Source organism: Trabulsiella guamensis ATCC 49490, from assembly GCF_000734965.1.
Lineage (GTDB): Bacteria > Pseudomonadota > Gammaproteobacteria > Enterobacterales > Enterobacteriaceae > Trabulsiella > Trabulsiella guamensis.
Map to the genome: position 1 here is coordinate 118,418 of NZ_JMTB01000095.1, position 13,541 is coordinate 131,958.

General features: G+C 52.9%; 12 protein-coding genes and 1 pseudogene. 8 read left to right on the forward strand and 5 right to left on the reverse strand.

The window, feature by feature from the left end:
• Positions 1-27: 27 nt before the first annotated feature.
• Positions 28-330, reverse strand: a complete 303-nt coding sequence (locus tag GTGU_RS16055) for a YsaB family lipoprotein (protein ID WP_038159148.1) — start codon at positions 328-330, stop codon at positions 28-30.
• Between the two features lie 181 nt (positions 331-511).
• On the opposite strand from GTGU_RS16055, the gene GTGU_RS16060 reads away from it, so the two are divergent.
• Positions 512-1,507 (forward strand): acyltransferase, encoded by a 996-nt coding sequence (locus GTGU_RS16060; RefSeq protein ID WP_038159150.1) that lies wholly within the window; start codon positions 512-514, stop codon positions 1,505-1,507.
• A 33-nt stretch (positions 1,508-1,540) separates the two neighbouring features.
• Here GTGU_RS16060 and xylB read toward each other — a convergent pair whose 3' ends face one another.
• Together xylB and xylA are read right to left on the reverse strand one after the other, a co-directional pair.
• Entirely contained in the window at positions 1,541-2,995 is a 1,455-nt protein-coding gene (xylB, locus tag GTGU_RS16065; RefSeq protein WP_038159152.1) for a xylulokinase, read from the reverse strand.
• Between the two features lie 71 nt (positions 2,996-3,066).
• A complete protein-coding gene (xylA, locus tag GTGU_RS16070; protein ID WP_038159154.1) occupies positions 3,067-4,389 on the reverse strand; it encodes a xylose isomerase in 1,323 nt (440 codons plus the stop codon).
• Between the two features lie 391 nt (positions 4,390-4,780).
• Between xylA and xylF the strand changes: the two genes are divergently transcribed.
• The 4 genes from xylF to xylR all read left to right on the forward strand — a co-directional run bounded on the left by xylF (position 4,781) and on the right by xylR (position 9,786).
• Positions 4,781-5,773, forward strand: coding sequence for a D-xylose ABC transporter substrate-binding protein (gene xylF / locus GTGU_RS16075; protein WP_038159156.1), 993 nt, complete (start codon positions 4,781-4,783; stop codon positions 5,771-5,773).
• A 71-nt stretch (positions 5,774-5,844) separates the two neighbouring features.
• Positions 5,845-7,386: a xylose ABC transporter ATP-binding protein gene (locus GTGU_RS16080; RefSeq protein WP_038159158.1), complete on the forward strand. Its 1,542-nt coding sequence runs from the start codon at positions 5,845-5,847 to the stop codon at positions 7,384-7,386.
• A complete protein-coding gene (xylH, locus tag GTGU_RS16085) occupies positions 7,364-8,545 on the forward strand; it encodes a xylose ABC transporter permease XylH (protein ID WP_038159160.1) in 1,182 nt (393 codons plus the stop codon). The genes GTGU_RS16080 and xylH overlap by 23 nt, the downstream gene beginning before the upstream one ends.
• 62 nt (positions 8,546-8,607) lie before the next feature.
• A complete protein-coding gene (xylR, locus tag GTGU_RS16090) occupies positions 8,608-9,786 on the forward strand; it encodes a D-xylose utilization transcriptional activator XylR (protein ID WP_038159215.1) in 1,179 nt (392 codons plus the stop codon).
• Positions 9,787-9,823: 37 nt separating this feature from the next.
• On the opposite strand, the gene GTGU_RS16095 is transcribed toward xylR, so the two are convergent.
• A complete protein-coding gene (locus GTGU_RS16095) occupies positions 9,824-10,648 on the reverse strand; it encodes a protein bax (RefSeq protein WP_038159162.1) in 825 nt (274 codons plus the stop codon).
• A 222-nt stretch (positions 10,649-10,870) separates the two neighbouring features.
• Between GTGU_RS16095 and GTGU_RS16100 the strand changes: the two are divergent.
• A pseudogene (locus GTGU_RS16100) lies at positions 10,871-11,992 on the forward strand (alpha-amylase family glycosyl hydrolase); the annotation flags it as partial.
• Between the two features lie 299 nt (positions 11,993-12,291).
• Here the strand turns inward: GTGU_RS16100 and GTGU_RS16110 are convergent.
• Positions 12,292-12,813, reverse strand: a complete 522-nt coding sequence (locus GTGU_RS16110; protein WP_051857375.1) for a helix-turn-helix domain-containing protein — start codon at positions 12,811-12,813, stop codon at positions 12,292-12,294.
• A 187-nt stretch (positions 12,814-13,000) separates the two neighbouring features.
• Here GTGU_RS16110 and GTGU_RS16115 point away from each other — a divergent pair, with 187 nt between their 5' ends.
• Positions 13,001-13,234, forward strand: coding sequence for a helix-turn-helix domain-containing protein (locus tag GTGU_RS16115; RefSeq protein ID WP_425427479.1), 234 nt, complete (start codon positions 13,001-13,003; stop codon positions 13,232-13,234).
• Positions 13,231-13,541: DNA-binding protein (locus GTGU_RS16120; protein ID WP_038159169.1), on the forward strand; the 311-nt coding region annotated here is incomplete at its 3' end. The genes GTGU_RS16115 and GTGU_RS16120, both read left to right, overlap by 4 nt.

Sequence of the window (13,541 nt, forward strand, 5' to 3'; positions counted from 1 at the left end):
CGCGCGCCAGACGGCGCACACAGGGGATCAGCGCATCGAAAGATGCAAAAACTGGCCGTCGGGATCAAACGAGCAGACAAACCCTTCATTGCGCGACGTATAACCGCGTAACTCATAGCTGGCCTGATACTTTTCAAAACCGGTCACATCAATTTTTTGCGCTGCCGTGTTGTAGCGTTCCGCGGCTCTGTTTTTGCACAACTGCTCCATTTCCAGCGAATGCAACGGCGTCACTTTCGCTTTCTGCGCCTTTTGTGGTGGCGCGTGTTCGGTACTGCACCCGGCAAGTAACAGCAGGACCAGGCAGGGGGCTACATATTTCATCATCATTTTCTGATTACCGCATTGTTATCTGGCTGTTATTTTTTAATAGACTATCGTTCAGGTCGGAGCATTCTGCGAATCTGGCGCAGGCTCTACAAGCATGTGTCGAAAAACTCGGAATTTTCCAGTCAACGGCGGGGATAAATGGCAAGTCTGCCCCTTTTTTAGCGAGGACACTGAGGCACTGATGCAGTCAAAAATTAACTGGATAGATAATTTGCGAGGGATTGCGTGTTTGATGGTGGTGATGATCCATACCACCACCTGGTATGTGACTAATGCGCACGGCGTCAGTTATCTGAACTGGGAAATCGCCAATGTGCTGAATTCCGCGTCCCGCGTCAGCGTGCCGCTTTTTTTTATGATTTCCGGTTATCTGTTTTTTGGCGAGCGTAGCGCCCAACCGCGGCACTTCCTGCGTATCGGGCTGTGCCTGCTGTTCTACAGTGTGATTGCACTGATCTATATCGCTGCGTTCACCCAAATCAACGTCATCCAGTCGCTGAAATATGTGCTGCAAAAACCGGTCTTCTATCATCTGTGGTTCTTTTTCGCGATTTTCGTCATTTATCTGGTTTCGCCGCTGATTCAGGTAAAAACGGTTAGCGGCAAAATGCTGCTGGCGCTGATCGTCGTACTCGGTATTGCCGCCAACCCCAATACGGTTTCACAGAAAGTCAATGGTTTCGAATGGCTACCGATCAATCTCTACATCAGCGGCGACACCTTCTACTACGTGCTGTATGGTCTGCTCGGCAGAGCCATCGGCATGATGGATACCAACAGAAAATCGCTGACGCTGCTGAGCGTGGTGGTGTTTATCATCGCCGTGACGGTCATTTCGCGCGGAACGCTGCACGAGCTGCAATGGCGCGGCAATTTCGCTGATACCTGGTATCTCTACTGCGGGCCAATGGTGTTTATCAGTGCGATAGCCATGCTGACGATAGTGAAAAATACACTCAATGATCACGCGCTACCGGGACTCGCGCTGATTTCGCGCCATTCGCTGGGAATTTATGGCTTTCATGCGCTGATTATCCACGCGCTGCGCACCAACGGCATTGAACTGAAAAGCTGGCCGCTGGTGGATATCCTCTGGATTTTCGGCGCGACGTTGATCGGCAGCCTGCTGTTGTCGATGCTGGTGCAACGGCTGGATACTCGCCGGTTTGTCAGTTAAATTTATTCGCCCTCAACGAGGGCGAATAATGTGTTATGACATCAGCGGCAGAAGCTGCTGATAGAGTTTGCTGAAAGTTTCGCGTCGCGGAGCATAACGCGCAAATCGCGCCGCATCAGGCTGGTGTGACTGCTCAAGCGGCAGTTGCGGGAGAAGATCGCCAAACGCCGTCCCCGGATGCATCGCCATTTGTGCCAGCCGCGCCGCACCCAGCGCCGGACCAACGTCGCCGCCAGTGCGGTAATCCAGCGGCGTACCACTGATATCCGCCAGCATTTGCCGCCACCATGGGCTCCGCGCGCCGCCGCCAATCAGCGTCACGCTTTTCGGGGTGATACCACAGGCGTGCACCACGTCCATCCCATCCGCCAACGCAAACCCGACCCCTTCCAGCACTGCACGCGCCAGCTCTGCCGGGCCATGCTGATGCGTCAGACCAAAGAAAACGCCCTTCGCCTGTGGATTATTGTGCGGCGTACGCTCACCAGACAGGTACGGCAGGAACCAGACCGGATCGGCGTTTTCATCTGCCTTCTCCGCGGCGGCAATCAGCGCCGGAACGTTGCCCAGCCCGGTTAAGCGCGCAGCCCAGTCGAGACAGGAGGCAGCACTCAGCATGACAGACATCAGGTGCCAGCGACCAGGCAACGCGTGGCAGAAACTATGCACCGCGCTTTCCGGTTTGCTCAGAAATCCTTCGCTGACAGCAAAATAGACGCCTGAGGTGCCGAGCGACAACATCGCCTGCCCGGCGTCGACCATGCCGACGCCCACGGCACCTGCGGCGTTATCACCGCCGCCCGCCACCACGGGAACTTCCGCCATGTTCCACGCCTGCGCGACGGCTGGCAGCAGAGTACCGGTCACCTCGCACCCTTCAAACAGTGCAGGCATGTGGTCGCGCGTCAGCTGGCAGGCGTTAAGCATCGCATCGCTCCAGTCACGCTTCGCCACGTCCATCCACATCGTACCTGCGGCATCAGACATGTCGCTGGCAAACTCGCCGGTCATGCGCAGACGCAGATAATCCTTCGGCAACAGCACTTTGTCGACCTGGCGAAAAATATCCGGTTCATGGCGCTGCACCCAGAGCAGCTTTGGTGCGGTAAACCCAGGCATCATCAGGTTGCCTGTTACCTCGCGGGAATCCGGTACCTGCGCTTCCAGCAGCGCGCACTCCTCGCCACAGCGCCCGTCATTCCACAGAATGGCCGGACGCAGGATACGCTGTTGTTTGTCGAGAAGCGTGGCACCATGCATCTGCCCGGCAATCCCCAGCGCTTTCACTTCACGCAGCGGATGCTGCGCCGCCAGCGCTTTCATCGCCTGATCCGTTGCCCGCCACCAGGATTCGGGATCCTGTTCTGACCACAATGGATGTGGACGCGACACCGTGAGGGCTTCGGTTTGCGACGCGATAACTTCCCCCTGCTCATTGAGCAGAATCACCTTAACGCCTGATGTACCCAGATCGATCCCGATATACATGGTGAGGGCTCCTTAACTAAAAATGCCCGGCAGCGTAACGCGACCGGGCCTGTAATGCCGTACGACGCGGATTACTTGTCGAACAGGTAATGATTTACCAGGTTTTCCAGCAGTTCCTGATGACCGCTCTGGTGCTGCGGTGCCAGATTATGCTGTTCGGCATAGGTTGCCAGTTGCGAAAGCGACAGTTGCCCTTTCAGGATCTGCTGCCCCAGTTCGCCATTCCAGCCGGCATAACGTTTCGCAACGCGCTTATCAAGCTGACCATCTTCAATCATACGGGCGGCGACTTTCAGCGCCAGCGCCATGGTATCCATCGCGCCGATATGACCGTAGAACAGATCGTATTTATCGGTGCTTTGACGGCGTACTTTGGCGTCAAAGTTCAGCCCGCCGGTGGTGAAGCCGCCCGCTTTGATGATTTCATACATCACCAGCGCGTTTTCCTCGACACTGTTCGGGAACTGGTCAGTATCCCAACCCAGTTGCGCGTCGCCTCGGTTGGCATCGACGGAACCGAACACGCCCAGCGCAATGGCGGTGGCGATTTCGTGATGGAACGAATGCCCGGCCAGCGTTGCGTGGTTAGCTTCGATATTCAGTTTGATCTCTTTTTCCAGGCCAAACTGTTTGAGGAAGCCGTACACCGTCGCGGCGTCGTAATCATACTGATGTTTAGTAGGTTCCTGCGGTTTCGGTTCAATCAGCAGCGTGCCACGGAAACCGATTTTGTGTTTATGCTCCACGACCATTTGCATGAAGCGGCCAATCTGCTCGCGCTCCTGACGCAGATCGGTATTCAGCAGGGTTTCGTAACCTTCACGGCCGCCCCACAGGACGTAGTTTTCACCCCCCAGTTTGTGCGTGGCGTTCATCGCCGTTACCACCTGCGTGGCCGCCCAGCTAAAGACTTCAGGATCAGGGTTGGTGGCTGCGCCAGCGCCGTAGCGCGGGTTGGTGAAGCAGTTTGCCGTGCCCCACAGCAGCTTCACACCGCTCTGCTGTTGTTTTTCGGCCAGAACATCAACCATGCGGGCAAAATTGTTGAGGTACTCTTTCAGCGAAGCGCCTTCCGGAGAGACATCAACGTCGTGGAAGCAGTAGTAAGGGACGTTTAACTTATGGAAGAACTCAAACGCGACGTCAGCTTTGCGTTTTGCCAGCGCCATCGCGTCGCCTGACTGTTGCCACGGGCGCTCAAAAGCACCAACACCAAACATATCGGCGCCGTTCCAGCAGAACGTGTGCCAGTAACAGGCGGCGAAACGCAGGTGGTCTTCCATTCGCTTACCCAGAACCTGCTCATCCGGGTTGTAATGCCGAAATGCCAGCGGATTAACCGATGACGGGCCTTCATAACGAACACGTTCGAGTTGGTCGAAATAAGCTTGCATAATGAACTCCATATTCAGACAGGCGGCGGGATTAATTCATTGGCTAATAGTGAGTTCTGATTTTGAGTTGCTCAATTACGTTATTTCACACTGCCATTAAGAGAATCCACAAATGTGCGCTGGCTCGCAAAAAAACGCGCCATTTCATTCTTCTTTTCTGGAATAGTGCTTCCGTAGTGCGATGCAACAGAAAGGTGAAACGGTTCAAAATCCGATCGCCATCATAATTTGGAAAATAAACCAAATATCATAATGCGAAAAGAAAAAGCGGTAATTGCCAGATGCGTATTCTCTGTTAAAAATTTGCAGCGTATCAGAAGTGTATGTTTCTTTTTCGTCTCAATAACTACCCTGCAACCTCCTGCAACCAGATAAAAAAGGCATCACGATCATGAAATTAAAACACCTTTGCCTCACCCTCTGCGCCTCTCTTATGCTGACCAGCATGGCTGGTATCGCCAAAGAGGTCAAAATCGGCATGGCGATTGACGACCTGCGACTCGAACGCTGGCAGAAAGATCGCGATATTTTTGTTAATAAAGCACAAGCTCTCGGCGCAACGGTATTTGTGCAGTCAGCAAATGGCAACGAAGAAACACAGATGTCGCAAATTGAAAATATGATCAACCGCGGCGTCGATGTGTTAGTTATTATTCCTTACAACGGCCAGGTGCTGAGCAACGTTATTAAAGAAGCCAAGCAGGAAGGGATTAAAGTGCTGGCTTATGATCGCATGATTAATAACGCTGACATCGATTTTTATATTTCATTCGATAACGAAAAAGTCGGTGAAATGCAGGCACATAGTCTGGTCGAGAAAGTGCCTCAGGGGAATTATTTCCTGATGGGCGGCTCGCCAGTCGATAACAACGCAAAATTGTTCCGCGCCGGGCAAATGAAAGTGCTCAAACCGTTTATTGATGACGGCAAAATCAAAATCGTCGGCGACCAGTGGGTTGATGGCTGGCTTCCAGAAAATGCGCTGAAAATAATGGAAAACGCGCTGACGGCGAACAATAACAAAATTGATGCGGTTGTGGCCTCAAATGACGCCACCGCAGGCGGTGCGATCCAGGCGCTCGGCGCTCAGGGGCTGGCGGGTAAAGTCGCTATTTCCGGGCAGGATGCCGACCTGGCGGGTATCAAACGCATTATGAACGGCTCGCAAACTATGACGGTGTATAAACCGATCACCACGCTGGCGACCAACGCGGCGGAAATTGCCGTTGAGCTGGGTAACGGACAGACGCCGAAATCAGATGCCACGCTCAATAACGGGCTGAAGGATGTCCCTTCCCGTCTGTTGACGCCTATCGAAGTGAATAAGGACAACATCGATGAAACCGTTGTGAAAGACGGCTTCCATAAAAAGAGCGATTTGTAAGTCTCTGATGCCCCGGTTCCGGGGCATTTCTCTCTCGGGGCATCGAAACAGACCGCCTGAAGGAGTTGTATATGCCTTATTTACTCGAGATGAAAAATATCACCAAGGCCTTTGGCGCGGTGAAGGCGATAGATAATGTCAGTCTGCGGCTTAATGCCGGAGAGGTTGTTTCGCTGTGCGGTGAAAACGGCTCTGGCAAATCGACGCTGATGAAGGTGTTGTGCGGTATTTATCCCCACGGGAGCTTTGAAGGCGAAATTATCTTCGCGGGCGAACCCTTGCAGGCCAGCCATATTCGCGACACCGAACGCAAAGGCATCGCCATTATTCACCAGGAACTGGCGCTGGTTAAACATCTGACAGTGCTGGAAAATATTTTCCTCGGCACTGAAATGAGCCGTTATGGCGTGCTGGATTACGACACGATGACCCTGCGCTGTGAAAAACTGCTCGCGCAGGTGAGTTTAGCCATTTCCCCGGATACCCGCGTCGGCGATCTGGGTCTCGGTCAGCAACAGCTGGTGGAGATCGCCAAAGCGCTCAACAAGCAGGTTCGCCTGCTGATCCTCGATGAGCCTACCGCCTCGCTGACGGAACAAGAAACCGCGGTGCTGCTCAATATCATCCGTGATCTGCAAAACCACGGAATCGCCTGTATCTACATCTCGCACAAGCTGAACGAAGTGAAAGCCATCTCCGACACCATCTGCGTGATCCGCGACGGCCAGCACATCGGTACGCGCGACGCCAGCGGCATGAGCGAGGGCGACATCATTACCATGATGGTCGGACGTGAACTGACGGCGCTCTACCCCAACGAACCCCACGAATGTGGTGACGAAATTTTACGGGTTGAGCATCTGACGGCCTGGCATCCGGTTAACCGGCACATCAAACGCGTTAACGACGTCTCCTTCTCACTGCGTCGCGGCGAGATCCTTGGCGTTGCCGGGCTGGTCGGCGCCGGGCGTACCGAAGCCGTGCAGTGCCTTTTTGGCGTCTGGCGCGGGCGCTGGGAAGGGAAAATTTTCATTGATGGTCAGCCTGTCGAGATCAACAACTGCCAGCAGGCCATCGCCAATGGCATCGCGATGGTGCCGGAAGATCGGAAAAAAGATGGCATCGTGCCAGTGATGGCGGTGGGGAAAAATATCACTCTCGCCGCGCTGGACGATTTCACCGGGCCATTAAGCAGCCTGAACGATGCCGCCGAACAGCACTGCATTTTGCAATCCATTCAGCGCCTGAAAGTGAAAACCGCAACGCCTGAACTGGCGATTGGTCGTCTGAGCGGCGGGAATCAACAAAAAGCGATCCTCGCGCGCTGCCTGCTGCTCAACCCGCAGATTTTGATCCTCGACGAACCCACTCGCGGGATCGACATCGGCGCTAAATACGAAATTTACAAGCTTATCAATCAACTGGTGAAACAGGGCATCGCCGTGATCGTCATCTCCTCTGAACTGCCGGAAGTTCTTGGGCTCAGCGATCGCGTACTGGTGATGCACGAAGGGAAGCTGAAAGCCAACTTAATCAACCATGGCCTGACGCAGGAACAGGTGATGGAAGCCGCACTGAGGAGCGAACGTCATGTCGAAGAACAACCCCTCTGAGATGAAACTCACCCCGCCGGCGACGGCGGCATTTTCCGGGCTGAAATCGCTCAATCTGCAGGTCTTTGTCATGATTGCGGCGATTATCGTCATCATGCTGTTTTTTACCTGGACGACGGACGGAGCCTATCTCAGCGCGCGTAACGTCTCCAACCTGCTGCGCCAGACCGCCATCACCGGCATTCTGGCGGTCGGGATGGTGTTCGTGATCATTTCCGCTGAAATTGACCTTTCCGTGGGCTCAATGATGGGGCTCCTGGGGGGCGTTGCTGCAATTTTTGACGTCTGGCTGGGCTGGCCGCTACCGCTTACTATACTGGTGACGCTGGCGCTGGGTCTGGTCTTCGGCGTCTGGAATGGCTGGTGGGTGGCCTATCGTAAAGTGCCATCGTTTATTGTCACCCTCGCCGGAATGCTGGCGTTTCGCGGCATTCTCATCGGCATCACCAACGGGACGACGGTATCACCCACCAGCGCCGCCATGTCACAAATCGGCCAGAGCTATTTGCCGGATAGCGTGGGCTTTATCATCGGCGTGCTGGGTATGGTGGTATTTATCGCCTGGCAATGGCGTGGCCGCATGCGCCGTCAGTCGCTGGGGTTAAGCACACCAGCGTCAACGAGCACTGTGGGACGTCAGGCGTTGACAGCGATCATTGTGCTGGGCGCTATCTGGTTGCTGAATGATTATCGTGGTGTACCGACACCGGTGTTAATTCTTGCCGCGCTGCTGCTGGCAGGGATGTTCATGGCCACACGCACAGCATTCGGACGGCGAATTTACGCCATCGGCGGTAACCTGGAAGCCGCGCGGCTATCGGGCATTAACGTTGAACGTACCAAGCTTGCCGTCTTCGCCATTAACGGCTTAATGGTGGCGATCGCCGGGCTTATCCTCAGTTCCCGCTTAGGCGCAGGTTCCCCTTCAGCGGGTAACATTGCCGAACTGGATGCCATCGCCGCCTGCGTCATCGGCGGAACCAGTCTCGCCGGGGGTGTAGGTAGCGTCGCGGGAGCGGTAATGGGGGCATTTATTATGTCTGCGTTGGATAACGGAATGAGTATGATGGACGTCCCGACGTTCTGGCAGTATATCGTTAAGGGCGCCATTCTGTTACTGGCAGTCTGGATGGATTCTGCCACTAAACGTCGCGCCTGAAAGAACGCCAGCACCCGCCCGCCGGTGCTGGCTTTGCGATGATTCAGCCGGGAACCCGAACCATGTTTGAAAAGCGCCACCGCATCACGCTGTTATTCAATGCCAACAAAGCCTATGACCGGCAGGTCGTTGAGGGTGTGGGAGAATATTTGCAGGCGTCGCAATCCGAGTGGGATATTTTTATTGAAGAGGACTTTCGCACCCGCATTGAAAATATCAAAGAGTGGCTGGGCGACGGCGTGATTGCCGACTATGACGATGTCGAAATCGAACGCCTGCTGGCGGATGTCAACGTGCCGATCGTCGGCGTCGGCGGCTCCTACCACCTTCCTGAACATTATCCTGCAGTCCATTACATTGCCACTGATAACTACGCGCTGGTGGAGAGCGCCTTTTTGCATCTGAAAGAGAAAGGCGTTCATCGTTTTGCCTTTTATGGTCTGCCCGCCTCAAGCCGCAAGGGTTGGGCACGGGAACGTGAATATGCCTTCAGCCAGCTTGTCGCGAAAGAGAAATACCGCGGTGTGATTTACCAGGGGCTGGAAACCGCACCTGAAAACTGGCAACACGCGCAAAACCGGCTTGCCGACTGGCTGCAAACGCTGCCACCACAAACCGGGATAATTGCCGTGACGGATGCGCGCGCGCGGCATATTTTGCAGGCCTGCGAACATTTGCATATTCCGGTGCCAGAAAAACTGTGTGTCATCGGCATCGATAACGAAGAACTGACGCGCTACCTGTCACGCGTGGCGCTCTCGTCGGTAGCGCAGGGGACGAGGCAAATGGGCTATCAGGCGGCGAAACTGCTGCATCGCCTGCTGGAAAACGAATCACTGCCGTTACAGCGTTTACTGATACCGCCAATGCGGGTGGTAGAGCGCCGCTCTACGGATTACCGCTCGCTTAACGATCCGGCGGTGATTCAGGCGATGCATTACATCCGTAACAACGCCTGTAAAGGCATTAAAGTCGAGCAGGTTCTGGATTCGGTCGGCATTTCCCGTTCCAACCTTGAGAAACGCTTTAAAGAAGAAGTAGGAGAGACCATCCACGCGGTGATCCACAGTGAAAAACTGGAAAAGGCCCGCAGTCTGCTGATCTCGACCTCGTTGTCGATTAACGAAATATCGCAAATGTGCGGCTATCCGTCGTTGCAGTATTTCTATTCGGTATTCAAAAAAGAGTACGACACGACGCCGAAAGAGTATCGGGACCGATACAGTGAAGTGATGGTTTAACAAAGAAAAACGCCTTCCGGCTGGAAGGCGTTTCGCATTACATGTGCGCGGCAATCAGGCGCTGATTATCCTGGTACATCGCGAAAAGGTAATTGTTATAGCTCGACCCTCTCGTCGAATACCCTTTCAGCTTGTGGATCATCGCCGTGGCCGTCACTTCCTGATCGTTTTTACGCAGTTGCGCGCGCGATTTACGGAAGGATGAATAGGCCGGGTGCGTATTCAGATTCGCGACGTAAGCCTGTACAGACTCTTTCACGGAACCAAAGCGGGAATACCCCTTCACCTTGCCAGGGCCATTATTACATTTACCGCTTCCGCACTTCATGCCAAACAGATTGTTGTTGGCACGCGCAAGTTTCGATGTCCCCCAGCCGCTTTCAGCGGCTGCCATCGTGGCAACCATGCTGACCGGAATGATGTCCACACGTTCAAGCAACGTATTCCAGGGAATTTTACGGGTATTCCCGGACCAGTTGATTTTGTAGCGTTTAGTAATGTCCTGCAGACGCGCGCGTTCGCTCGGTGACCAACGGCCCGCATACTGTTTGGACACCAACCAGTTACGGTCGGCGGTAATAGCAGCATTCTGGCTGGTAATATAAGGCATCACTGTCCGGAGAAACGCTTTTTTCCTTGGTGTTCCGGAAGGGTATTTTCGCAAGTCAGGAAGTGAACCGCTTATTTCACTATTGCGAGAATACTCTTTTTTACTGCTAACCTTATTAATACTTGCCTTTACTGCCGGGGCTTTTTGACTCGCTGTTGCTGTGTGTGTCTTTGCCAGCACCTCACCTGAAATCGCAAAGGTGAGTAACATGAGTATCGTTGCCCCATATCGTCGAATGGGAGTCGATATCATTAGGTCTCCTGGTCGGATTTAATCATTCCAACACCTTGTATTTTTCCCAAATTTGAGAGTTGAACCACAAATCATATCAAAAATAGCCTTCGAAGGCACCCAAAGAAATAGTCCTGGTCTGAAACGCTATTCTCTCACCCTTTTTACTCATCCCCTTCCAGGGAGGAGTACAGGCCGCAACGGGACTGGCACACTGGGCAAAAACTTGCACAGGATACCCGAATGAAACTTGCTGCCCTTGTAGCACTCCTGATGCCAGGCATCGTCAACGCGACAACCTGGACTTCCACTGGTTTTCCTGCCTTCGCAGAGAAAAGTGACGGAAAATTCATCAGTCAGAAAGCGATGGCGAAGGGTACACATCCTTTAACGTTAAATCTTGACCATCAGTGCTGGCAACCCGCTTCTTCTATAAAACTCAATGAGATGCTGTCACTGGAGCCCTGTCATGGCGATGCGCCGCAATGGCGGATATTCCGTAACGGGCTGTATTCACTGGAAATTGATATGCGTTCCGGCACACCCACGCTACGGCTTTCCGTCGAAGCCCCGGCTGATGACGCCGTGAAGACGGCGGTACGCCAGTGTCCGAAATGGGAGGGTAAGCCGTTAACCGTTGATGTCAGCCGCACCTTTGCAGAAGGCACCGTGGTACGCGATTTCTACAGCAAACAGACCGCCACCGTACAGCAGGGGAAAATCACCCTCATGCCTGCCGCCGACAGCAACGGCCTGCTGTTGCTGGAACGTGCGGAAACCGACGCCCCGGCGCCCTTCAGCTGGCACAACGCAACGGTCTATTTCGTGCTGACGGATCGTTACGTCAATGGCGATCCCTCGAACGATGCCAGTTACGGACGCCATAAAGACGGGCAACAGGAGATCGGTACCTTCCACGGCGGTGATTTGAAAGGGCTCGCCAGCAAACTGGATTACCTGCAGTCGCTGGGCGTTAACGCGTTGTGGATAAGCTCACCGTTGGAGCAAATCCATGGCTGGGTCGGCGGCGGCACCAAAGGTGATTTCCCTCATTACGCCTATCACGGCTACTACACGCAGGACTGGACCCGTCTCGATGCCAGTATGGGTAAAGAGGACGATTTGCGTCGTCTGGTGGATGAAGCCCATCGGCGTGGTATTCGCGTCCTGTTTGATGTCGTCATGAACCACACCGGCTACGCCACGCTCGCCGACATGCAGGAGTATCAGTTCGGCGCGCTCTATCTGAAGGGCGATGAACTGAAGAAAACGCTCGGGGAACACTGGACGGACTGGCGCCCTGGCCCCGGCCAGAACTGGCACAGTTTCAACGACTACATTAACTTCAGCGACAAAACCGCCTGGGTGACCCTTGACAGCTATGTGTAGATCAAACGAGGAATGCGGGAATAACCGGGAATTGGAGGGAATTAACGGGAAGAAGTTCAGGCAACACAAGGCTTCACAACTGCAGGGGTTACTCTACCACACAAAAAATCACATCCAGAACAAATTTAGATCAACCGCCACCAAAATCATTTTCTGTCGTATAGACTTAAACCGCACGAACGAAAATTTTAAAGCGTTAAAGAGGGTTTAAAGACAGTTTAAAAACTCCTGCATTGAGGCGCAAACATGAAGCCAGCCAACTGAGTATATCACAATCAGCCAGCTTTGTTTTGCGTGCTTACGTCCGACGCGGCCTGCGTCTGACCATTTGAATCACGTTGTTCGAAAATCTCTTTGTTCGTGACTTCATTAACATCTAACACCATTGGCATAAGACCACGTAATCCATTGTTTTTAAAAATGATGACTGCTTTTTCTTTTTCCTCGAAAGACATTAACTCAAAGATAGCTTTCAACTGAGTCTCTATCTGTTCGTGACTTGATTGTTTTTTCACGGGTGGCTGCGAATATATATCTTTGAAATGTGAAGATAAGTTCCCATCTTCCTCAGCATTTAGAAACCACCCTATAGGTTTGTGCGCGGCCTCTGCAATCATAGCCAGACGGTCTAAAGATGGGTACGTTTTTTCATTCATATAGTTCCGCAATACCGTATCAGATAACCCACATCGACTCGCAAAACTCCTGATTGACTCACTACCAATAGCCTCAGCCAATTTATCTTTGAAGCGAATTTTTCTTATCCAATCAAAAAACTGTTTCGAATTATCGTCCATAAAACCACCAAAATATACATAAGTGTTTGAATATTATGTACAAATATTTAATTGCACGCCTATGTCATAATGAAAATAAAAATTCGCAAATCGCTTTACACGCGAATTTTTATTCGCTATATTTTTACTCGCATAGGTGACCAGCACAGTTCACCGTTACGAGTAAACATTTAAGGATCGCAGAATGATGAGTAAAAGCCAAGACTGGCATTCGGAAGACATCAAAGCAGCGATTAGAAAACGTGGAATGACGACCAGCCAGTTATCCCGTAGTCATGGTCTGGCGGAATCAACATTGCGCAACGTATTTCGCCATCACTGGCCGAAGGGAGAAAAGATCATTGCTGACTTTCTCGGTATGAAGCCATGCGACATCTGGCCTTCGCGTTATCACAATATCGCCGTTAAGGAAGTTGCATGATGGAGCTTTGGGTGTCTGTAAAAGAATGCACTGGCGCTTATGGCTTCCCGGTCAGCGAGACAAACGTCAGAAATAAACTTGAAAATATGGTTCGTGGCCGCAGCGAACTTCGCCGCATACGTGCCGGAACCAAAGCATTCGAATACCATATTTCTGTTCTGCCGCCGGAAGTTCGCGCGGAACTGCTGGCTTCCCGTGGTCTGTTCGAAACCTCATCTGGTTTAATCACCCTCCCGCAGGAACCCTCTCGCATAGCCGCCGACGACCTTGAGCGCCAGCGCCTCTGGTCTTGCTGGGAGAGCGCGAA

Coding starts and splice junctions, on each gene's coding strand:
- GTGU_RS16055 (WP_038159148.1), bottom strand. CDS start 330: ATGATGATGAAATATGTAGCCCCCTGCCTGGTCCTGCTGTTACTTGCC.
- GTGU_RS16060 (WP_038159150.1), top strand. CDS start 512: ATGCAGTCAAAAATTAACTGGATAGATAATTTGCGAGGGATTGCGTGT.
- xylB (WP_038159152.1), bottom strand. CDS start 2,995: ATGTATATCGGGATCGATCTGGGTACATCAGGCGTTAAGGTGATTCTG.
- xylA (WP_038159154.1), bottom strand. CDS start 4,389: ATGCAAGCTTATTTCGACCAACTCGAACGTGTTCGTTATGAAGGCCCG.
- xylF (WP_038159156.1), top strand. CDS start 4,781: ATGAAATTAAAACACCTTTGCCTCACCCTCTGCGCCTCTCTTATGCTG.
- GTGU_RS16080 (WP_038159158.1), top strand. CDS start 5,845: ATGCCTTATTTACTCGAGATGAAAAATATCACCAAGGCCTTTGGCGCG.
- xylH (WP_038159160.1), top strand. CDS start 7,364: ATGTCGAAGAACAACCCCTCTGAGATGAAACTCACCCCGCCGGCGACG.
- xylR (WP_038159215.1), top strand. CDS start 8,608: ATGTTTGAAAAGCGCCACCGCATCACGCTGTTATTCAATGCCAACAAA.
- GTGU_RS16095 (WP_038159162.1), bottom strand. CDS start 10,648: ATGATATCGACTCCCATTCGACGATATGGGGCAACGATACTCATGTTA.
- GTGU_RS16110 (WP_051857375.1), bottom strand. CDS start 12,813: ATGGACGATAATTCGAAACAGTTTTTTGATTGGATAAGAAAAATTCGC.
- GTGU_RS16115 (WP_425427479.1), top strand. CDS start 13,001: ATGAGTAAAAGCCAAGACTGGCATTCGGAAGACATCAAAGCAGCGATT.